Source organism: Mitsuaria sp. TWR114 (genome assembly GCF_007997345.1).
The window spans coordinates 1-20,816 of the sequence record NZ_VOSR01000160.1; the positions used below are offsets into that span (position 1 = coordinate 1).

The following is a 20,816-nucleotide window of genomic DNA, read 5'->3' on the forward strand; positions in this document are numbered from 1 at the left end:
CAGCACCAGCACCAGCACCGGCACCGGCACCGGCACCGGCTCCGGCACCCGCGCCGTCCACCCCGCCGCCCACACCGACCGACAACCACAGCGGCGGTTATGCCGGCACGGTCACCGGCGGCGGCACGGCCAAGCCCGTGGTGGTCACCACGGCCGCGCAGATGCAGGCGGCGGTCGATGCCTACAGCGGCTCCGGCGGCCTGGTGATCACCTACGCCGGCAGCTTTGATTTCGGCACCATCCCCGACCCCTGCACGCAATGGAAGAAGCCGGCAGGCGACATCGTGGAGCTCAAGGGCAAGCGCGACATCACCATCCAGGGCGCCACCGGCTCGGCCGCCAACTTCGGCCTGGCCATCAAGGCCGACGCCAGCAACATCATCATCCGCAACATGACGATCGGCCTGCTGCCCGGCTCCATCGACGCCATCGGCATCGAAGGCCTGGGCAGCAAGTTCCCCGCCTACATCTGGGTGGACCACAACACGCTGTTCAGCTCGCTCGCCGAATGCGCCGGCGCAGGGGACCTGGAGTTCGACGGCCTGGTGGACAACAAGGCGGGCGCCCACCACATCACTTACAGCTACAACGCCATCCACGACCACCACAAGGTCGGCCTGATCGGCAGCAGCGACAGCGACTCGAGCGACCGCTACATCACCTTCCATCACAACTACTACCGCAACGTCGGCTCGCGCCTGCCGCTGCAGCGGGGTGGCTACACCCACCTCTACAACAACCTCTACAGCGGCGTGACGGCCTCCGGCATCAATGTGCGCATGGGGGGCTACTCGCTGATCGAAGCCAATTACTTCGAGAACGCCAAGAACCCGGTGACCTCCCGAGACAGCCCGACGCTCGGCTACTGGGAACTGCGCAACAACAACATCACCAAGGTGGCGGACTTCAGCACCTACGGGGTGTCGTGGACCGATTCGGACAGCAGTCCATCGAAGAACGCGTCGGACTGGACCACCACCGCCGCCTACCCGGTCAGCATCTCCTACAGCTACACGCCGGACACGCCCAGCTGCGTGAAGGCCAAGCTGCCCCAGGTGGCCGGGGCCGGCACCTCGCTGGCCAAGCTGAGCTGCCAGTGAGCGGCGGCCGCCGCTTCCGCGGCGGCCCCGTCTCGTGAAGGCCGTCAGCGCTTGCAAAGATCGCTGATGGCGTTGCGACCGACGGCCGTGATCAGGCCCAGCCGATAAGGCAGCTCGATGTACTCGTACTTCTTGCCGGGCGTCACGTCCAGGCCCTGGTAGAGGAACTGGAGCGGCTTGCACGGATCGATCGTCAGCGTCTGATCGACGCCCGCGCGGATCATCTCGCCGTGCGAGACGCCCTCCGACCAGACGCGGCCACTGAACTTGAGGTTCTCGGCGCCCGCGAACCGGTTCATCGCGCCGCCCGGGATCGGCCGCCATTCGCCGTCCAGCCGGTCGGCCAGCCAGGCGCGGAAGTAGCGCCCGGTCGGACCCATGGCCTCGATCAAGGTCAGGTAGTGCCCGGTGCCTTCGATCTTGTAGGTGTTGCTCGCCTCGAACAGGTCTTCACGCCGCTCGGTCTTCATGGCGAGCACGGGCGTGGAGAAGCCTTGAGGGAAACGCTCGATCGAGGTTTCCGCGCGGAAGAAGCCGCCGTTGTCGTTGGTGAAGAAGAGGTGGCACTTCCGGTCGTCGCAGATGATCCAGAAGTCGAGCCAGGCGGCCTGGCCCTTCTCGTCCTTCACGATGTCCGGCGCGGCCGCATAGAACGGCCGCGGCGCCGTCCACGAGCGGGGATCCGCCAGGTTCGTGGTCGTGGAGTACATCGGATCGCCGCCCTGGTAGATGAGGTACCAGAGCTTCTGCGGCGCGAAGTAGAAGACCTGCGGCGCCGCCCGGTAACCGGGCCCGATGGGCGACTGGTCCAGCATGAAGACCGGCGCCCGGGGCGCGTCCTTCCAATCGGCGAAGCTGGTGTAGGCCATGCCCCAACCCTTGGTGCCGGCCGTCGTGAAGAAGACGTGATAGCGCTTGTCGTGGAAGACGACGGACGGGTCCTTGACGCCGAAGAGGCCCGCTGCGTCGGCGGGCGGCTTGATCAGGGGCTCACTAGATTCCCAGGCGAAAGCGGGGGTCGGCGCCGTCGCGGGCGGGGCCGCGGGTTCCGCCGCGTGGGCCAGCGGGCTCAGGGCCGTGCAGAGGGCCAGCCACAGGGCGGACGGCCAGCCCGGCGTGATGTTGAAGTTGCGCATGGTCGAAGGTCTCCGGCGATCTCGCCTCGCAGCGTGACGGCGCGGAAATCGGGATGGTGATGAGGTGGTGATGCCCCGCCAGCGTCGACGCATTGCCCGGGGCAACGCGGACGCCGGCGAGAGCGATCAGGCTTCAGTTGCTGTACAGCAGCCCGCGGCCGGTGCCGCTGAGGTAGACGCGCCCGTAGACGTTCTGGTCGGCAGCCATCACGCCGATGCCGCCGAACTGGTGGGCGTCGTCGTTGAAGCGGGTCCAGGTGGCGCCGCCATCGTCGGAGCGGTACACGCCCCACACGCCGCCAACGGTGCCGACCACGTAGACCGCCGCCGAGTAGGAGGCGCCGTCCTTCGCCTTGCCCAGGGCCACCACGGTGGCGCCCTGCAGGTCGGGCCAGGCGTTGCTGCCCTGGACCGATGCGAACTGGCTGAGCTTCTGCCAGGTGGCGCCCGAATCCACCGAGTGGTACACGGCATTGCCGTCGGCCATCCACAGGTCGCCTTCGGCATTGGGGTTGACCGCCATCGAGGTCACCCACCAGCCGTTGGGCGCGAGTGCCGCCGTCACCGAGCCCTGGCTCAGCGCGAAGCTGTGGCCGCCATCGGTCGAGACGTAGACCCGGCCGGCCGACGCCCACCAGGCGCCGCCCGAGTCGTAGGCATAGACCTTGTTCGGGTTCTTGCGATCGACCGCCAGCCGGTAGCCGCGGTTCCAGCCGACGGCGGGCAGCGCCGGCAGGTTGGTCGCGGTCCAGGTGGCGCCGTTGTCGGTCGTGTAGGACGGCACCGAATTGGCGGGCGCCCAGACCGCCTTGTTGCGCGCGGTGACGACCAGGCTCGACTCGCTGGAGGTGTTGGTCGCGGCGCCGGCCGGCAGGCTGGCGAAGGTCGTCCAGGTCTTGCCGCCGTCGCCGGACCAGTAGCCGGTGCCGGTGTTGCTCGAGTTGATGGCGCCGGAGGCCGCGATGTACTGCGGATCGGACCAGGCCATGTCGGCCGCGATGCCGTTGCTCCAGCCCAGGCCCGGCGACCGGGTCGGCGTCGTCGTCACGTCCGTGTGGATCCAGGTGCCCACGTCGCCCGAGCTGTTGATCAGCAGGTAGGACGCACCGGGCGGCGGCGCCACGATGGCCTGCGCGGCGATCTCCTCGATGCCGGCGATGACGCCGCTCCAGGTCGGCGTGGCCGAGGAGGCGTTGCGCGTTTCGACGACGCCGCCGCCGTGGACGTGCAGGATGTGGTCGCGGTCGGAAGGATCGATCTCGACGTCGTCGACCCAGCCCGAGGCGATCTCGCCCGGCATCTGCGCTTCGATCTCGCGCCAGGTCAGGCCGGCGTCGTCGGACAGCTGGACGATCTGCTGGCCGTTCCAGTTCCCCCAGGAGTTGGTCACGCCCAGCGCGATGCGGGTGCTGGCCCCGCTGCCCTGGACCGAGACCCCGCCCAGGCCGAAGTTGGTGCCTCCCGTCGGGTCCACGCTCTTGAGCAGCGTCCAGGTGGTGCCGTCGAACTTGTAGAGACGGCCGGGGCCGCCGGCGCCGGGTCCCGCGTCCTTGGTGAACACGACGTAGAAGACGCCGTCGGCGGCACGCACCATGTGCGGGATGTGGAAGCCCGAGACCGGCGTCGTGACCGCGGTCCAGGTGGCGCCGCCGTTGGTGGAGCGGTACATGTTGGAACCCAGGCCCGCGACGCTGGCGTAGTCCGGCGCGACCGCGGCGTAGAGCGTGGAGGTCGCGGTGCCGGTCCCTTTCGTGCCGGTGTCATACACGACCAGCTCGATGCCCATCGCGCTGCCGCCCGCAGCCTTGATCTGGTCCTGGGTCATCCTGGCGCTGGACAACGCGCTGACCTGCGCCCAGCTGCGGCCCGAGTCCTCGCTCTTCCACAGGCCGGCGGTGCGCGAACCGTAGAACAAGGTCGACGGCTTGTTGGGATCGACCATCAGGCGCTCGCCCATCGCGCGGCCGCCGTTGTTGCCGCCGGTCGAGAACGGCAGGTTGACGAAGCTCCAGTGATCGCCGCGATCGCTGGAGATGTACAGGCGGGCATCGGCCTTGTCGGTGTTGTACATGCCGGCGGCCATGTACACGAGGCGGTCGTCGTTCGGATCGACGGCCATGCTCTCGATGCCGTGGTAGGAGCTCTCCGCGGCGCTGAAGCCCAGACCGTCGGTGATCGGGGTCCACGACGAGGCGGCCGGGTTCCATCGGTAGGCGCCGCCGATGTCGGTCCGCGCATACAGCAGGTTCGCCGTGCTGGGATGGAACACCAGGCCGGTGACGTAACCGCCGCCTCCGAACTTCATGCTGTTCCAGGACGTCGCCTGCGACGGAGCAGGCGCGGGGGCCGGGGCGGGCGGTGGCGCCGGCGCGGGTTCTGGCGCAGGCGCAGGCGCGGGAGCAGGCCCGGGCGCGGGCGCCGGGGCCGGTGCGCCCGAGCCCGAAGTCGGGCTGGGAGTCGTCGTGGTGCCGCTGTCCGCCCCCACCTCCTCCGCAGCGACGCGAGGGCTGCAGCGACGAGGGACAGGGCGGCAAGTCGTTGTCTCTTGATTGATGTGTTCATGAGGAGCGGGGAACGAAAGGTAACGGAAGCCCGACCAGGTTATTGATATAACGCTAAATCCCCGGCATGTTAGTTCGGCCGGCGCATGAACTATCGATGGAAAACACCTACCGGGTCCCCGGAGGTTGGAGGCGTGAAATGTCCGGCAACAAATTCCCATTCGACGACGGCGAGGCGCCTGTCAACACCACCCGCCGCCGGCTGTCGGCGGGACTCTTCGGGTTGCCGATGCTGCCGCTGCTGCCTGCCTGCGGGGGCGTCAACGGCGACTCGGAAGGCAAGGCCGCCGGGGGCGAGGCCGTGGCCGATGCGAAGACGCCTGATGGCTCCGCAGGCTCGCCGGCGGGGCGCATCCCGGCCTCGCAGAGCGGCGTCTTCCGCCACCCGGGGCTGCTGGTGACGGAGGACGACTTCACGCGCATCCGCGCCCACATCAAGGCGGGCCAGGAGCCTTGGACGGGCTGGTGGAGCAAGCTGAGCGCCGACCGCTTCGCCAGCCTGGACACCCGGCCCTTTCCGCTGCCTGCCGTCTACCGCGCCGACGGCAGCAAGAACAACCTGTACGTCGACATCTGGCGCGCCTGGACGCTGACCCTGCGCTGGAAGCTGTCGGACCCGCCGGACAACCGCTATGCCGACAAGGCCGTGGAGTTCCTGGACGCCTGGGCCAGCACGCTGAAGGAGGTCGGGACGGTACCGCCCGGATCGACCGCCCATGACGACCACACCTTCATCCTGATGGCCGGCATGCAGGGCCACCAGCTGGCGCAGATCGGCGAGATCCTGCGCACCTATCCGGGCTGGGCGCCGGAAAGCCTGAAGCGCTTCCAGGACATGCTGCTCAAGGTCTTCGGCTCGATCTCGTCCTGGTTCCTCAGCGATGGGCGCATCGGGTCCCATGCCAACTGGGACATGGCTTCGATCGTCGGCGCCATGGCCATCGGCGTCTTCTGCGACCAGCCCGACCTGTACCGACTGGCCTGCGACTGCTACGCGGGCAACAACCGCGGCAAGCTCAGGAACTTCGGCAACGGCTCCATGGTCCACGGCGTGTACTTCATGCACCCGGGCCACTTCGGGCAGTGGGAGGAAAGCGGCCGCGACCAGGGCCACGCGACGCTGGGCATGTCGCTGGGCGGCGACGTGATGGAGATGGCCTGGAACCAGGGCGACGATCTCTATGGGCTGGGCAACAACCGCTTCCTGTCGGCGGCGGAGTACGTGGCGCGCTCCAACCTGCTCGACGAGAACGGCAAGCCCTATCCGATGCCGTTCGCCCGTGAACACAATCCGACGCAGCCTCACACCTCGCTGTGGACGGAGGTGAACCAGTCCTTCCAGCACGGCCGCAACGCCTGGGAGCCGATCTACAACCATTACGTGAACCGCATGGGGCTGGCGGCGCCGAACGTGGCGCGCATGGTGAAGCTGTGCGAGCCGAAGTACGGCGGCAGCAGCGACGACATCTGGTGGCCGACGCTGATCCACCGCCGCGCGGACTACGCCGCCCCGATGAAGCCGGCCTCCGGCCTCACGGCCCACGCGCGCGGCGAGCGCGTCGTGCTGTCGTGGTGGGGCAGCGTGGGCGCCACTTCTTATGCCGTCCGGCGCGGCAGCCGGGCCACCGGGCCGTTCACGCTGCTGGGCACGGTCTCGGCGAGCGAGGTGCTGACCTACAGCGACGCGCCACCCAGCGGCGTCTGGTTCTACCAGGTCACCGCGCAGGGCAACGGCGCGAGCGCCAGTTCCCCGGCGGTGCGGGCCGTGATGCCGGGCGAGGACCGCTTGTCGCTGCCGCTGAACGGCCGGAACGGCACGGAGACCTTCGGCGCGCTGCTGGGCGCCGACGGCGTCCGGAGCGTCGTCGAGGGCAAGCTGCTGGACGGCGCGGCCTGGGGCGACGGACGCCGGGATGACAAGGCCATCGTCTTCGACGGCAAGAAGGCGGGCCTGCAGTTGCCCGCGGGGATCTTCAGCGGGCTCGAGGACTTCACGGTGTCGCTGTGGGCGTATGCGAATGCGCTGCGCTGGGACACCTGCCTGTTCTTCGCCGGGAACGACGCTTTCTCCTATATGTGCATTGCGCCCCAGAGCGGCCGGGGCGGGCTGCGATTCGCCATTGCAGGCGCGACCCACAACGACTCGCAAGGCATGGAGGCGCCGGGGCCCTTGCCCATCCGGCGCTGGGCTCATGTGGCGGTGACGCTCCGGGCGGGCACCGGGCGGCTCTACCTCGACGGCGTGGAGGTGGCGAAGGCCGACGACATCCTGCTGTCGCCGCGGCAGGTCGGCGACCAGGTCACCTTCCTGGGTCGCAACTGGGGGCATCCGTCCTTCAACGGCCGCATCCAGGACTTCCGCGTCCTGGTGGGCGCATTGAGCGCTGCCGAGATCGCGGCGCTGGCGAAGTGACCCCGACTCGTTAGCACAATCCAAATCAATTAAACGTCAAGCTGCCGTCGACCAAGCGTTGAACTTTGCGAGTGCGCTACAGACAAAAAATATGACGTCCTCTGCAATCGATTCAGGAGCAATCGACTGCTAGATTCCATTCGTCGTCGACGATGAGCCTCGCAGAGGGCTGCCGATGACGAAAGGGAGAAGTGCGAATGATCCGTCCGATTGGAAAGAATTCCAGCAGCCAATTCCGCCGCCATCTGACAGCGAGTTTCAATGAGCGGCGAAGAGATTCGGATGCCGCGTGCTGTGGCGTCCCGGACATGGCCGGCCGCCCATAAAGAGCAGGTTGATCCCTGATGCTTGCGACGCCATGGCGGAGCACCCATCCAGAAGGATTCAAACCCGGTAGTCCGAGCATTTGATTCGATTCGATCGGCTCGGTGCCATTGACTCGATCAGTGTTGCTGCCGCCTCGCTGGAACGACTTTCCATGGACACCGCATGCTCAAGGACTCCTCTCCAGCAGCGACGACTCCGAACTGGGTAATGGCGCTGGCGCAGCGGCTGATTGGAAAGCCGACACTTATCTTCATTGCGGGATCGAATCAATCTCTCAATGACGAAACGCTCGATGTCGATCTCTTCATCGTTCACGAAGAGCGCACGACGCTACCCAACAAGCTGTCGTTCTTCGAGGACGGACGCCTCATCGATCTCAATCTGTTCACGTCCGCTCAATTGCGGCAGGTGATCAGGGCTCGCGTGGGCGTGGCGATCGCAGACATGGTGGCAACTGCACGCCTGCTATTCGGCGATCCGCAGCTGATGCAGTCGTTCTCGGATACCGCCCATCAGGTGCTGACAGCACACCCGCCCGGGTTCGAACGCCACGACGTGGCCCTGCGCCTGGCCATCGAGCTGCATGGGCTGACGAATGCACGCAATGATCGAGAACTGCTGCTGCTCGGCCACCGCCTCTACACCTTCATGGAATCCGCCCATTGCGCGTTGCTGGGTGTCTGCGAGGTTCGGGGCAAGCACTTCGGCCGCCGTGCGGCGCACATCGCCGGCGCACGATGGCCGCTGGCGCTGCTGGACCTGCTGACGCAGGGCGCGCCATACGACCGGGAGGCCATGTCCGCCGCAGCCATAGACTGGTTGAACTACCACGGGCTGGAGTGGCCGGCGAGTGCCGCCCACCTCCGTCACCGTTGGAGCGAGACCGCATGACGGCGCCGGCAATGATCCGGGTCTGGGGAGGGACGATCGCCGCCGTGAGCGTCATGGCCATGCTGATCGTGATCCTGGCGTTCGGCTCCTTCTCCCGCCGCGAGTCCGTGCAGGGGTATGTGGAACCGGATGGCGGGCTCATCCGCGTCCGGCCAGCTCGGGAGGGCACTGTCCAAAGCCTCTCGGCCGCGACCGGGCGCCGGGTCAACAAGGGGGACGTGCTTGCGGTCGTCAACCTGGGCCAGTATGCCGAGGATGGGCTGGACGGCCGCCGCAGGATGGTGGACGAGGCCAAAGCCACCGTCCGGTTCATCGAGGAGCAATTGACCAACGAGTTGTCGGCGCTGCCAGTTCGTCAAGCCGACCTGGAGCGGCAGGCCCAGGCGCTTGCACGGCAGAAGGCGGTAGCCGAGCAACGCGCCGCCGGCTATGGGGAGCTTGAGAAGTACGCCGGTGCCACCGCAGAGCGGATGAAGCAACTGGAATCGCAAGGCTTCGTTGCCAATTCGGCTGTCGAGAAGGCCATGGCCGACGTCACCACGCAGAACGTCTCCGTGCTGGCCCTCGGCCAGGAGCAAGAGCGTCTCAACGTGGAGCTGGTGAGGGTGGCCGCAACCACCCGGCAGCTGCAGATCGATCACGCCTCACGCGTGCTGCAGCTGAAAGCCGACCTGGCCCGTGCCCGCCAGTCGCTGGAGGAAAACAGTCTGCAGCAGGCCTATACCTTGATCGCACCGGTGGCCGGCGAGGTTGCCGCGGTCCGCGCAGCGGAGGGCGACGCAGTGAAGGCGGGCGTTGCATTGATCAGCCTGGCGCCAGAGCACGCGCGCTATCACGCCGTCCTGCTGATTCCCAGTCGGGCCATGGCCTACGTACGCCGCGGGCTGCGCGTGGAAATCGAATACGACGCCTTTCCCCACTCTCGTTACGGGACTTATGGAGGCACGATCACCGAGATCGACGAGGCGGTTGTCACACCTCAGGAGCAATCAGCGCCCGTGACCCAGACGGAGTCGGTGTACCGGGTGATCGTCGAGTTGGACGAGCAAGCGATCACCGCATACCAGCAGGTCATCGCCCTGCGCAGCGACATGACGCTGCAGGCCCATGTGATCCGCGACCGCAGAAAGATCTACGAATGGATCGCGGACCCGCTGCTCACCGTTGCGAACCGGATCAAACAATGACGCTTTCCACGCATGCGCGGCTCGTTCTGCGGACGGAGCATCCGGCGCTCATCTGCCTGGCTGCCGCCCTGCAGACCGTGAAGGTGAGCTTCGACCCACTGGACCTGAAGCTGGCCTGGCAGAAGAGCTATCGCGGGGACGCATGGGGAGCCGTGGAAGAGCAGGCCAGACGGCTGGGCTGCGAGCTGCTCGCGCAGCCCGCGGGAGGCGCAAGCGAGCACCTGCCTGGCGATCTGCTGGGCCACGACGGCGGATTCTGGACCGTTGCCGGCGTCGCCTCCGGGCAACCGCGCCTGTTCTCCGGCAGCACGCGGGCATCGTACCGGCAGCCAGGGCCGTCAACGGATGCGCCTGGCTTGCGCCATTTCCGCTTGTGCGTGGTCGATGGGCCAATGAAGTCAGCGCCGAAGGTGGCGCTGCGCAATCTCCTCCACGGTTTGCATGGTGGCAGGGCCGCGCTGATGCGCATCCTGATCGTGTCGCTGGCCATCCAATGCCTGCTGCTGATCAACCCCGTCTTCTTCCAGTTCGCCATCGACGACGTCGTGGTCTCCCGGGATACCGACTTCCTGCTGGTCCTGGTGCTGGCCTACGGTTTGGTGACCATTGCGGCCGTGTTCCTCACCATGGCCCGCGCCGGAGACATATCGCGGCTGGACCTGCGCATCCGGGATGTGTTGGGCGCGCGCTTCTTCAAGGGTGTGCTGGGACTGCAAGCGTTGGAGATCGCCCGCAAGCCCATCAACGAGGTGGCATCCAAGCTGGGGTCCCTCGCCTCGGTGCAGGGGCATCTCGGTTCCAAGTCGATCGAGACAGTGGTGGACGGCGCGATGTCGCTGGCCGCATTGGTCATCATGTTCGTCTACAGCTGGCGCTTGGCCGTGGTGCCCATCGTCTCGGTGGTCGTCTTCCTCCTCGTCAAGGCGCTGCATATTCCCTCCCACCGCCAGAAAGGGCGGCTGGCACTGCATCAGATGACGCTGCAAGGCTCGGTGCTGGTCGAGACGCTGCGAAGCTTCGTTTCGCTCCGCGCCGCCGAACGCGCATCGCTGCGCTTGGAGCAATGGCTGCGGGCCCAGGCCGCATCCTCGGAGTGCGCACAGTCCTCGGCGCTTCAAGGCATGCGCATGAAGGCGCTGCATCAGGCCATCACCAGCGCGGAGTACATCGCGGTGATTGCGCTTGGCGCGCTGGACATCATGAATGGCCGGCTCAGCGTGGGGATGCTGATTGCCTTCCAGTTCTATCGCAATCTTTTCCAGGGCCGCGCGCACTCGCTCGTGGACCAATGGTTCGAGCGCAATGCGCTCACCTCGCACCTCGAGAAGATCGAGGACGTCATGACGACGCCGCCTCACGACGACGCAGCGCCACGCATGCCGCTGGAAGGAAAACCGGTGCGGCTGGAGCAGGTCAGCTTCCGCTTCAGTCCCCGGCATCCGTGGATCCTCCGGCATGCGAGCATCACCTTCGAGACCGGCAAGTGCTATGGCATCTCGGCGCCCAGCGGCGTGGGCAAGAGCACTTTGGCCAAGGTGATCCTGGGGGTCTATCCGCTGGAGGGCGGCGAGATCCTGTTTGGCGACACGGCGCTGGGCGCCGGGACCGGACCAGCCATTCGGAAAGCCTGCGCCATCGTGCTGCAGGACGACGTGGTCTTCCAGGGCACCGTCTCCGAGAACATCTCATATTTCGCCGTCGAACCCGATGAAGCCCGAGTGCGGGAGTGCGCGGACCAAGTGGGGTTGACGGCGGAGATCGAGAGCTTCGCAGGCGGCTTCGACACCCCGGTCGGAGATGGCGGTCAACCGATCTCCGGAGGCCAGAAGCAACGCCTGCTGATCGCACGCGCGCTGTACACCTCGCCCGCGCTGCTGATCCTGGACGAGGCCACCACGGCGCTGGATCAACGGCGCGAAGCTGCCGTTCTGAAGGCGATTCAACAGCTGGCCTGCACCCGGCTCGTCATTTCCCACAATCCGAAGGTCCTGGAGGTCTGCGACACCTTGCTGGAACTCAAGGGCGGGCAACTGCTGCCCTTGGAACCCACCGTGCAGCTGGTGGCGGCCAAGCGCGTCGCGGAGGTACATCCGTGATGGTCGGCCGCGCCGGGATGTCCGAGCGGATGGCGTGGATCCGCGCATGCGCCCAGCGGCGATTCGCGGGTGCCGAAGGCTTGGTCGTGTACGGCTCCGCGCAGACGGAACACTGGCAGCCGACGATGGGATCCGACGTGGACCTGCTGGTCATCGTGCAGGCCGGAGCACCCAATCTCCGGGAGGTCTACCAGGAGACCTGCACGATCGACCCCGAGGGCAGCGGCGACGCGTCGGGCATCAAGTTCGATACCTTCCAGCTCAATCTCCAGGTGATGTCGGCCCACTATCAGGGTGCCCTGCGCGGCCGGCCGTCGCCCTACATCGACATGCTGATCCACGGCACCTTGCTGGACGGCCACTCCTCCGCGGTGCGGGCGCTGTGGGACCGAGCGCGGGACCTTCCACCCCTCCCGGCCGCAGCGCAGGCGGGCATCGATGAGCGCTCCCACATTGAAAACCTCCTGGCTGAATTCGATCGCTGTACCTCCCTGGCGGAGGCCATCGGCGTGGCCGGCCACCTGCACCACACGCTGGCGAGGGTCCATGCCCGCATGCGAGGCGTCACCTACATCAAACAGGCGGGCATGCATCGTCTCCTTCAGGAACGGGCGCCGGAACTGCACCAGGCGTTGCTCGGCGGACTCGGCGAACTGATCAAGGACGGGGATGGGCGAGGTTTTCATCGGGCCGTCCGCCAGATGCTGAATGCCCTGGGAGGGCCGGCGCATGCACCTTGGAAATCCGTGCTTTGACCCGCGAAAGGAGGTGGACAGTCCGCAGGGAGAGTCACCGGACAGACATGACAGGCGGCTCAGCAGCCGCATTCAAAAATTAGTTAGGTGATAGAGCAATGAACATTCAGAAGATTGAATTTCTCAAGCAGCGCCGGGCGGTGAGTCAGCTCGTGATCAACGACGAAGCTTCGTTCTCCGAGCTCAATGAGTTGATCAAGGCGGACGCCGGCTACCAGCCCAATACAGCCCAGGGAAAGATCCTGGACGCGCTGATCGAACATCTGGAGGACCCGGTTCGACGCATCCATCTGCAGGAGCGCGTGCAGGAGACATTGAAGGCCCATGGCAGCACGGCGCGCACGACTTCCGACCTGGACGCTGGCTCGTGGGAGCAGATCATCCGGGTCATCGCCGAAGAGCTCCGCGATCCACTGCAGGCTCGCGGCCTGAGCTTCAACACCGGCGTCACCAGTTTCATGCTGCCCGGCGAGTCCGTGACGCCCTATGTGGCGGGCACCGCCAGCGGTGACGAGCTTTATTACTCCACCTCGAATGTCTGGACCACCTTCGATGTGCTGGCCATCACCGAAGTCGCGGTGTGGGTGGCGGCGGTCGCCGTGGCAGTGATCATCGGCGAGGAAGGCAACACCTCGCAGAACGCACTGTCTTATGAAGATTTGACGCGGATCTCGCGCCTCATCGCGCACGCCGGACGTTTCAACTAAGGCAAGCGTGGCCCGTGGCCGGGACGAGCTCCGGCCACCTTTCTTGACACAGGGAGTAGGCATGTCACTGATCAAACACAAGAAGTCGCTGTCGCTGATGCTGACCTATCAATGCACCGCCGAGTGCACGGACTGCGGCACTGGGAGTTCCCCGCGCGTGAAGGAGCAGATCCCGCTCGAAGACGCCATCAAGTTCATCAATGAGGCGCGCGAAAGGGACTTCGGCGTGGTGGTCTTCACCGGTGGTGAGGCCACGCTGCGCTGGAAGGATCTGCTGCGCGGCATCTCTCATGCCACGTCCATCGGCCTTCCCAGCCGGCTGGTGACCAATGCGCACTGGGCCACCTCTCTCGACGTTGCAAGGGGCCGCATCGCCGCCCTGCAGCGGGCTGGCTTGAAGGAATTGAACTACAGCACTGGAGATGAACATGCGCGTTTCATTCCCATTGAGCGGGTGATCAACGCGTCGCAGGTGGCATTGGAATTCGGCTACCGTCTGTCCATCATGGTCGAGTCCCGCCAGACACGCACCGTCACCCGAGACACCGTGATGAGCCTCCTCGCTGAGCGGGGCATGGCCGATCACCCAATGCTGTCCATTGTGGAGAGCCCATGGATGCCGCTGGACCCGCATCGGGTGGAAAGCTACCGCGAGGGCACGAGCCCAGATGCCGACCACGTGCATCTGCGCAAGGGTTGTGACAGCGTCCTCTCCACCTACACCGTGCAGGGCGACGGTCGCATCGGCGCCTGCTGCGGACTGGGCATGCGGTACCTGTCGGAGCTCAACGTGGGGGACTTGGGAACCACGCTCCAGGCCTGCATCGAAAAGAGCGAGAAGGACATCCTCAAGCTGCTCGTGCGCTTCATCGGACCGATGCGCATCCTGGACTGGGCGGGCCGGAAGAATCCACAGATCCAGTGGGAGGGCATGTACGGACATCATTGCCAGGCCTGCATCCGCATTTACCGGGACCCTGCGGTGGCCGAGGTCCTCAAGGCCCACTACACCGAATTGCTGCCCGAACTCAAGGACGCACTCTATCTGGAGAATCGGTACGTCGAAGCAGTCACCACCCAGCACGTCGCTGCCGCCCAGAAGATCGTGCATGAGATGTGAGGACCATTTCTGCTTTGATCATCTGGAGGATGCGATGAAAGATTATTGGTTTCCGGCGAAGAAATATGGTTTTGGCTGGGGTTTGCCGCAAACTTGGCAGGGCTGGGTGACGGTCGCCGTCTTTCTGCTATGCCTGGAGCTCGCGACCTACTTCTTCCAGCCTCGCGAAAACCCGGTTCTTTATCCACTTGTGGTCGTTTTGTTATCAGCAATCTTCTTGGTTGTCGTCTATCTGAAAGGCGAACCATCAGGATTCCGTTGACGGGTTCGGTCAGTTCCGGCCATCCGGGACCCGCAAACCTGTGACCTCCTTCCCCGCTTGGCGCAGGTGCAGCTTGGCCGGTACGTCCGCAGCCGGAGGCTCGAAGGAAAGGACAGCCTTGACCACGGGAACGACCAAGGTATTTGGCGCTGTTGCATCAGCTGTGATTGCAGGCTGTCCCGAGCCCTGAACAACGAGCTTTCCATTGGCTTCACTGATCTCAATGAAAAAGGTGCCGGAGATCTGATAGCGGCCAACATATTGGCGATCAAACTGAACTCCCGGCAACCGGGAAGCAGTTTCCCGGATCAACTCGGTGGCGCCACCGCCTTGTCGCCAGATGAGGTGATTGATGCTGGCATCCGGCAGAACAAAAGGGGTGAGCGTGGCATTGATGTCTGGTGACAGAAATTCACCTGCGGAATCAAACATGAGATCCAACGGCGGCTGCCCTTGGACTTGGAGTTGCACGGTACCGGCTTCCTGCCTGTTCACTTCGAAGCGAGTGCGGCCCGCCAGGAAACTGCCTTGGATCGCCTCGGCAATCTGGATGGGCACCGGCATGCGGCGGCGAGGCTTCAGCGAATCCGCATTGCCCGTGAGGAGGGCCAAACCCACGTCGCTCAGGCCGCCCATTTCGCTCAGGGAGGTGTCTGACAGAACCAGCACAGCGGAGCGGTCCTCCGGGGAGATCAGCAGCAGGCTAGAAAATCCCCCGGTGCTGCCCTCGTGAAGCAACAACGAGCGCCCCTTGATGGAAGTGCGCGACCAATTGAGAGGGGGTAGACCCGCGCCCGGGTCGTGGGTCAGACGCAGGCCGGCTCGGATGCTGTCCGGTGCATCACCAAGGTTGGCTCTGGCGAAGGCCTCCATGTCGGCCATCGTGGCCTTGACCATGCCCACGCCTGCCAACGAGGGGTTGATCTGCCACGGGCCCACCACTTTGCCACCCGGAAAATGCCCGGCAGCGGGAGCAGCGACGGGGGATTTGGCAATGAACGCGTTGGACATTCCCAGGGGCTTGAAGAGTTGCTCCTGAAACGCCTGCTCAAGGTCCCCGCCATACGCTGATGTCACGGCCAGCGACATGAGCATCATGCCGTAGTTCGAGTAATTGAAGGTCTGACCGATATTGCCCTTCAGTTCCGTGCGTCCCAGGGCATCCAACAGATATTCGGGGGTGACATTCGCATAGGGATCCAGCGCGGATCGCACCGGCATGCGGGGCGGCAATGCCGGTAGCCCGGATGTATGGGTGAGCAGGTCCATCACCATAATGTGCCGATCGCCCTGGGCGGGGACCTTGGTGCCCGCGGGCAGATGGTCTGCCAGTTTATCCTGAAGCGTCCATTTCTCGCGGCGTACAAGGTCGGCCACCAAAAATGCAGTCATGGTCTTGGTGATGGACCCGATCTCAAATGTCCTGGAATACAGGGCGGAAGCGTCTCGTCCATCCGCGCAGAAGGAAGCGGACCTGACATTCCCGTCCCTGATGACACTGCCGAGGACACAGGCGCCGCTGATATCGCCTTCAAATCGGTGCTGGAGGGTTCGGCGCACGCCGCCGTCATTCCGTTCAGTAGACACCGCGTAGCACAATTGGGATGTTGTTGCAATTAAAAGAAGTAAAAGGGAACGACCTTTTGACATATGACTCCCGTGACGTTTTCAGCTTTGACGCACTATTGGAGCACATCTTGGCTAAAAGAGCGCTTGCATGACCACGGGCGATATCACCCCCAATATTCAACATGACGACTTATCTTCCTCAATACCGCGCGCCCATAGAGCTGGGCAGAGAGCCCATGGCAGGACCTGACGAACCCAGGGGCGCCGCGCATGAAATATTCATCGATGTCGGTGGCAATTGGACAAGCGAGCGGCATCCCACCTTCCTCGACCTGTGGTCCGCCTCCGCTGAAAGGAACAATACTGTCGAAGTGATTGATTTGCCGAGCCCCCCGCCCGCCCGCAGCCCTTGAATCGTCCACAGCGATCGAGCGGCCCCAGCGTGCCGGACACGCAGGAGACCAGATGACATCCTGCCGCTCCTCGCGCACGACTCGGAGGGCCGCGAGCGCTTCGCCGAGCCTCGCCCCACATGACGCGATCATGGTCCGCCTGTCCGACGTCATCAAACGCCAGCACTGCTCGCCATGAAGATCAACCGGTTAGGGAAGTTCTGCACAACAGGTTGGCCGATGCCTCGTGGCCGGGATGAAGGGGCCCGCCGAACTCGTTGGCGGCTGGCGGCATGACTTCATCGTGTTTGCGGCATCGATCGCGGGCTCGCAGCCCGTTTTCAATCCGCCTTCATGTGCTCCGGACGGACTTGTCCATCCAGCGCCATCAACTGCCGTCGAGCTAGCCGCAGGTTGGTCAGCGCGAACAGGGTGTGCAGCTGCGCCGTGTTCTTCGTCAGCCCGCGGTAGCGCACCTTGGTGTGTCCGAACTGGCGCTTGACGACCCGGAAGGCGTGCTCGACTTTGGCCCGCACGCTGGCCTTCAGGTGCTCGATCTCGTCGATGAGCCGCCCGAGCCGGCCCTCGTTCTCAGCGGGCTTGCGCGAACTCGGCCGCCGCGCGATCTGCCAGTCCACGCCCGGCTTGGCGTCGGGTCGCTCAGCCCGAACCACTGTTGCATGTAGTGGATACGCAGCATCGCCTCGATCGCGAACGGCGGGCGGCCCGTCTTGCTCTTGGGCCAGTGCGGCTCGATGATCTCCACGAGGACCTTCCACGGCACCACGCGCTCCATCTCTTCGAGGAACTCCCGCTTGCGCGTCTTCTTCGTCGAGAGGTTCAGGCTGACCGCCGCCTTCCAGCATGCCCCCAGCACGATGCACGATTTCGCGTTAGGGTGAGGGCCCTTGGGGACCCCGCCATGACCACCCTCCGCACTGACCTCTCCGCCTCTCCCGTCCTCTCCGTTCAGCCCCTGGGCATGCCCTGGGACACGGTCGACCCCTTCCTGTTCTGCGTCCACCACGACGACGCCTATCCGCGCGGCAACGGCCGGTACGGCCCGGATGCTTCGCTGCTGGCGGGCCGGCAGATGGGTTCCGACTTCTCGCGCAAGGACGGCTGGAGCATGTACCACGGCCAGCAGGTGCCTGGCTTCCCCGCCCACCCGCACCGCGGCTTCGAAACCGTCACCATCGTGCGCCAGGGCCGCATCGACCATTCCGATTCGCTGGGCGCCGGCGCGCGCTTCGGCGGCGGCGACGTGCAGTGGCTGACGGCCGGCAAGGGCATCGTCCACGCGGAGATGTTCCCGCTGCTGCACACCGACCGTCCCAACCCGCTGGAGCTGTTCCAGATCTGGCTCAACCTGCCCGCGGACAGCAAGATGGTGGAGCCGCACTTCACGATGTTCTGGTCGCAGGACATCCCGCGGCACACCTTCGTCGACGACGCCGGACGCGCGACGGAGGTGGTGGTCATCGCGGGCGCCCTGCCGGACGCCGCTCATGCCGGCGCGACGGTGACCAAGCCGCTCGCGCCGCCGCCGGACTCGTGGGGCTCGCGGCTGCATTCGGACCTGGCCATGTGGACCCTGCGCCTGGAGCCCGGCGCGCAATGGACCTTGCCCGCGGCACTGGGCGACGGCACGCGACGCAAGCTGTACTTCTTCGCCGGCGGCCGCATCACGATCGGCGACGAGCCCGTGACCGTCGGCCATTCCATCGAGGTGCGGGCCGGCCTCGACGTCGTGCTTGTCAATGGCGAAGAACCCGCCGAGTTGCTGATGCTGCAGGGCCGTCCCATCGGCGAGCCGGTGGCGCAGTACGGCCCCTTCGTCATGAACACCGAGCAGGAGCTGCGTCAGGCCTTCGAGGACTACCGTCGCACCGAGTTCGGGGGCTGGCCGTGGCCGGACCCGGCCCCGGTGCACGGCGACCAGGAGGACCGATTCGCGCGGCATGCGGACGGCCGGACGGAGCGGCCGCCGGCGCAGGACTGAGTCACCGCAAGCGAGGCGTCGGTCACACGATCGGACAGGGACACGGTTAAGCTGGACGCAAGGAGGCAGCGATGAATGTTTCCCAGCGCGTCGGCGCCATCAGCTACCGTTTCGACAGCCTGCGCGAGCTGATGGCCAAGGCCACACCGGAGCGTTCGGGCGACCGGCTCGCCGGCGTCTGCGCCGGGTCTGAGCAGGAACGCGTCGGCGCGCAGATGGCCTTGGCCGATCTGCCGCTGAAGACCTTCCTCAGCGAGGCCCTGATCCCGTACGAGGACGACGAGATCACCCGACTCATCGTCGACGGCCACGACGCCGCGGCCTTCCAGCCGATCACCCACCTGACGGTCGGCGGGTTGCGCGAGTGGCTGCTCTCGGACGCAGCGGACACCGCGGCGCTCACGCGCCTGGCGCCCGCCCTCACGCCCGAGATGGTGGCTGCGACCAGCAAGATCATGCGGAACCAGGACCTGATCCTGGTCGCTCGCAAGTGCCAGGTCGTCACGCGCTTTCGCAATACGCTGGGACTCACGGGCAGGCTGTCTACGCGCCTGCAGCCGAATCATCCGACCGACGACGCCAGCGGGATCGCCGCGAGCGTGCTTGACGGTCTGATGTACGGCAGCGGCGATGCGGTCATCGGCATCAATCCCGCCACCGACAACCTGACCCAGGTCGCGCATCTGCTACGCCTGCTGGCGGAGGTCATCGAGCGCTTCGAGATCCCCACCCAAAGCTGCGTGCTCACGCACGTGACCAACACGATGCAGTGCATCGAGCGCGGCGCGCCGGTCGATCTGGTGTTCCAGTCCATCGGCGGCACGGAAGCGACCAACCGCAGTTTCGGCGTCGACCTGAAGCTGCTGGCCGAGGCGCGCGCGGCGGCCTTGTCGCTGGCGCGGGGCGCCTACTTCGACGACGGCCAACGCGGGCAGCACGTGATGTACTTCGAGACCGGCCAGGGCAGCGCGCTGTCCGCCGGCGCGCACCACGGTTGCGACCAACAGACCCTCGAGGCCCGGACCTACGCGGTGGCGAGGCACTTCGAGCCGCTGCTCGTGAACACGGTGGTCGGGTTCATCGGGCCGGAGTACCTGTACGACGGCAAGCAGATCATCCGGGCCGGGCTGGAGGACCACTTCTGCGCCAAGCTGCTGGGCCTGCCGATGGGCTGCGACATCTGCTACACGAACCACGCGGCGGCGGATCAGAACGACATGGATGTGCTTCTCACGCTGCTGGGCGTGGCGGGCTGCAACTTCATCATGGGCATCCCGGGCTCGGACGACGTGATGCTCAACTACCAGACGACCTCGTTCCACGACGCGCTGTACGCCCGGCGGGTGCTGGGCTTGCGCGCCGCGCCGGAGTTCGAGCGCTGGCTCGAACGCATGCGCATCGCGCGACCCGGCGCGCCGGGGCATCTGGTCGACGCCATGTCCCCGGCCTTCGCTGCCTTGCTGCCATCGTCGTGAGCGAAACACCATGAGCGACGCGATTACTCCCAATCCCTGGCACACGCTGCGGCGCCACACGCCGGCGCGGATCGGGCTGGGCCGAGCGGGCGTCAGCCAGCCGACGGCGGCGCACCTGGCCTTCCAGTTGGCCCATGCGCAGGCGCGGGACGCGGTGCATCGCGAGCTGGATCACGTGGCGCTCGCGGCGGCCCTGAACGAGGCCGGGTTGGAGACGCTCGATCTGCACAGTGCCGCCGCGGATCGGGCGGCGTACCTTCAGCGACCGGATCTCGGTCGACGGCTCGACGACCGGTCGACGGCCGTGCTGTCCTCGCTCGATGCGCAACAGCAGCCGGATCTGGCGCTGGTCGTGGCCGATGGCCTGTCCGCGTTGGCGATCGAGCGGCATGCGGTCCGGTTCGTCGAAGCGCTCCGGCCGCTGCTCGCCGACGGCTGGCGTTGGTCGCCCGTCGCCATCGTCCGTCAGGCGCGCGTCGCGATCGGAGATCCGATCGGTCAAGCGCTGGGAGCGAAGCTCGTCGTGGTGCTCATCGGCGAGCGCCCTGGATTGAGCTCCCCCGACAGCATGGGCGTCTACGTCACCTGGGCGCCTCGCCCCGGCCGCGTGGACGCGGAGCGCAACTGCATCTCCAACGTGCGACCGGAAGGATTGGCGCCGGCCACCGCGGCGGCGCGGCTGGCGTGGTTGCTCCAGGAAGCGCGGGCTCGTCAGGTGACGGGTGTTGCGTTGAAGGATGAAAGCGTGGAAGTGGCGCCGGCGGTCGAGACTCGGGAGCCGTTCCGGCTCGACAGGCGCTGATCACGGAGGCAGCGGCCGCCG

15 protein-coding genes and 1 pseudogene are annotated in these 20,816 nt (G+C 65.9%); 12 read left to right on the forward strand and 4 right to left on the reverse strand.

The window, feature by feature from the left end:
- A partial coding sequence (locus FUT87_RS07515; RefSeq protein ID WP_147240623.1) for a polysaccharide lyase family 1 protein occupies nt 1–1,100 on the forward strand: 1,100 nt, incomplete at its 5' end.
- Nucleotides 1,101–1,144: 44 nt separating this feature from the next.
- Here FUT87_RS07515 and FUT87_RS07520 read toward each other — a convergent pair.
- Together FUT87_RS07520 and FUT87_RS07525 are read right to left on the reverse strand one after the other, a co-directional pair.
- Nucleotides 1,145–2,236, reverse strand: coding sequence for a non-reducing end alpha-L-arabinofuranosidase family hydrolase (locus tag FUT87_RS07520; protein WP_147240624.1), 1,092 nt, complete (start codon nt 2,234–2,236; stop codon nt 1,145–1,147).
- A gap of 133 nt (nt 2,237–2,369) precedes the next feature.
- Complete coding sequence (locus tag FUT87_RS07525; protein WP_147240625.1) at nt 2,370–4,541, reverse strand: sialidase family protein; 2,172 nt, start codon at nt 4,539–4,541, stop codon at nt 2,370–2,372.
- A 395-nt stretch (nt 4,542–4,936) separates the two neighbouring features.
- Here FUT87_RS07525 and FUT87_RS07535 point away from each other — a divergent pair, with 395 nt between their 5' ends.
- From FUT87_RS07535 to FUT87_RS07565, 8 genes are all read left to right on the forward strand, one after another.
- Nucleotides 4,937–7,210 carry a LamG-like jellyroll fold domain-containing protein gene (locus FUT87_RS07535; RefSeq protein ID WP_147240627.1) on the forward strand — a complete coding sequence of 758 codons (2,274 nt, stop codon included), beginning with the start codon at nt 4,937–4,939 and terminating at the stop codon, nt 7,208–7,210.
- A gap of 489 nt (nt 7,211–7,699) precedes the next feature.
- Entirely contained in the window at nt 7,700–8,428 is a 729-nt protein-coding gene (locus FUT87_RS28540) for a hypothetical protein (protein WP_186830412.1), read from the forward strand.
- Nucleotides 8,425–9,615, forward strand: a complete 1,191-nt coding sequence (locus FUT87_RS07540; protein WP_183484791.1) for an HlyD family secretion protein — start codon at nt 8,425–8,427, stop codon at nt 9,613–9,615. Before FUT87_RS28540 ends, FUT87_RS07540 begins: the two co-directional genes overlap by 4 nt.
- Nucleotides 9,612–11,711: a peptidase domain-containing ABC transporter gene (locus FUT87_RS07545; protein WP_183484788.1), complete on the forward strand. Its 2,100-nt coding sequence runs from the start codon at nt 9,612–9,614 to the stop codon at nt 11,709–11,711. Before FUT87_RS07540 ends, FUT87_RS07545 begins: the two co-directional genes overlap by 4 nt.
- Nucleotides 11,711–12,466 (forward strand): hypothetical protein, encoded by a 756-nt coding sequence (locus FUT87_RS07550; protein WP_147240630.1) that lies wholly within the window; start codon nt 11,711–11,713, stop codon nt 12,464–12,466. The genes FUT87_RS07545 and FUT87_RS07550 overlap by 1 nt, the downstream gene beginning before the upstream one ends.
- 98 nt (nt 12,467–12,564) lie before the next feature.
- Entirely contained in the window at nt 12,565–13,173 is a 609-nt protein-coding gene (locus FUT87_RS07555) for a hypothetical protein (protein ID WP_147240631.1), read from the forward strand.
- 61 nt (nt 13,174–13,234) lie between these two features.
- A complete protein-coding gene (locus FUT87_RS07560; protein WP_147240632.1) occupies nt 13,235–14,293 on the forward strand; it encodes a radical SAM protein in 1,059 nt (352 codons plus the stop codon).
- A 34-nt stretch (nt 14,294–14,327) separates the two neighbouring features.
- Complete coding sequence (locus FUT87_RS07565; RefSeq protein WP_147240633.1) at nt 14,328–14,555, forward strand: hypothetical protein; 228 nt, start codon at nt 14,328–14,330, stop codon at nt 14,553–14,555.
- Nucleotides 14,556–14,564: 9 nt separating this feature from the next.
- Here FUT87_RS07565 and FUT87_RS07570 read toward each other — a convergent pair whose 3' ends face one another.
- Nucleotides 14,565–16,115: a serine hydrolase gene (locus FUT87_RS07570; RefSeq protein WP_186830413.1), complete on the reverse strand. Its 1,551-nt coding sequence runs from the start codon at nt 16,113–16,115 to the stop codon at nt 14,565–14,567.
- A 742-nt stretch (nt 16,116–16,857) separates the two neighbouring features.
- Nucleotides 16,858–17,390, reverse strand: a pseudogene (locus FUT87_RS07575) (transposase).
- 48 nt (nt 17,391–17,438) lie between these two features.
- On the opposite strand from FUT87_RS07575, the gene FUT87_RS07580 reads away from it, so the two are divergent.
- The 3 genes from FUT87_RS07580 to eutC all read left to right on the forward strand — a co-directional run bounded on the left by FUT87_RS07580 (nt 17,439) and on the right by eutC (nt 20,795).
- Nucleotides 17,439–18,518 carry a pirin family protein gene (locus FUT87_RS07580; RefSeq protein ID WP_147240635.1) on the forward strand — a complete coding sequence of 360 codons (1,080 nt, stop codon included), beginning with the start codon at nt 17,439–17,441 and terminating at the stop codon, nt 18,516–18,518.
- Nucleotides 18,519–18,589: 71 nt separating this feature from the next.
- Complete coding sequence (locus tag FUT87_RS07585) at nt 18,590–19,993, forward strand: ethanolamine ammonia-lyase subunit EutB (RefSeq protein WP_091720657.1); 1,404 nt, start codon at nt 18,590–18,592, stop codon at nt 19,991–19,993.
- A 10-nt stretch (nt 19,994–20,003) separates the two neighbouring features.
- Nucleotides 20,004–20,795: an ethanolamine ammonia-lyase subunit EutC gene (gene eutC / locus FUT87_RS07590; RefSeq protein WP_147240636.1), complete on the forward strand. Its 792-nt coding sequence runs from the start codon at nt 20,004–20,006 to the stop codon at nt 20,793–20,795.
- The last annotated feature ends 21 nt before the right edge of the window (nt 20,796–20,816 follow it).

Excerpts from the sequence above, each read along its gene's own strand:
- FUT87_RS07520 (WP_147240624.1), bottom strand. The coding sequence starts at position 2,236 with ATGCGCAACTTCAACATCACGCCGGGCTGGCCGTCCGCCCTGTGGCTG.
- FUT87_RS07525 (WP_147240625.1), bottom strand. The coding sequence starts at position 4,541 with ATGAAGTTCGGAGGCGGCGGTTACGTCACCGGCCTGGTGTTCCATCCC.
- FUT87_RS07580 (WP_147240635.1), top strand. The coding sequence starts at position 17,439 with ATGACCACCCTCCGCACTGACCTCTCCGCCTCTCCCGTCCTCTCCGTT.
- FUT87_RS07540 (WP_183484791.1), top strand. The coding sequence starts at position 8,425 with ATGACGGCGCCGGCAATGATCCGGGTCTGGGGAGGGACGATCGCCGCC.
- FUT87_RS07585 (WP_091720657.1), top strand. The coding sequence starts at position 18,590 with ATGAATGTTTCCCAGCGCGTCGGCGCCATCAGCTACCGTTTCGACAGC.
- FUT87_RS07565 (WP_147240633.1), top strand. The coding sequence starts at position 14,328 with ATGAAAGATTATTGGTTTCCGGCGAAGAAATATGGTTTTGGCTGGGGT.
- eutC (WP_147240636.1), top strand. The coding sequence starts at position 20,004 with ATGAGCGACGCGATTACTCCCAATCCCTGGCACACGCTGCGGCGCCAC.
- FUT87_RS07560 (WP_147240632.1), top strand. The coding sequence starts at position 13,235 with ATGTCACTGATCAAACACAAGAAGTCGCTGTCGCTGATGCTGACCTAT.
- FUT87_RS07535 (WP_147240627.1), top strand. The coding sequence starts at position 4,937 with ATGTCCGGCAACAAATTCCCATTCGACGACGGCGAGGCGCCTGTCAAC.
- FUT87_RS07555 (WP_147240631.1), top strand. The coding sequence starts at position 12,565 with ATGAACATTCAGAAGATTGAATTTCTCAAGCAGCGCCGGGCGGTGAGT.
- FUT87_RS07550 (WP_147240630.1), top strand. The coding sequence starts at position 11,711 with ATGGTCGGCCGCGCCGGGATGTCCGAGCGGATGGCGTGGATCCGCGCA.
- FUT87_RS07545 (WP_183484788.1), top strand. The coding sequence starts at position 9,612 with ATGACGCTTTCCACGCATGCGCGGCTCGTTCTGCGGACGGAGCATCCG.
- FUT87_RS28540 (WP_186830412.1), top strand. The coding sequence starts at position 7,700 with ATGCTCAAGGACTCCTCTCCAGCAGCGACGACTCCGAACTGGGTAATG.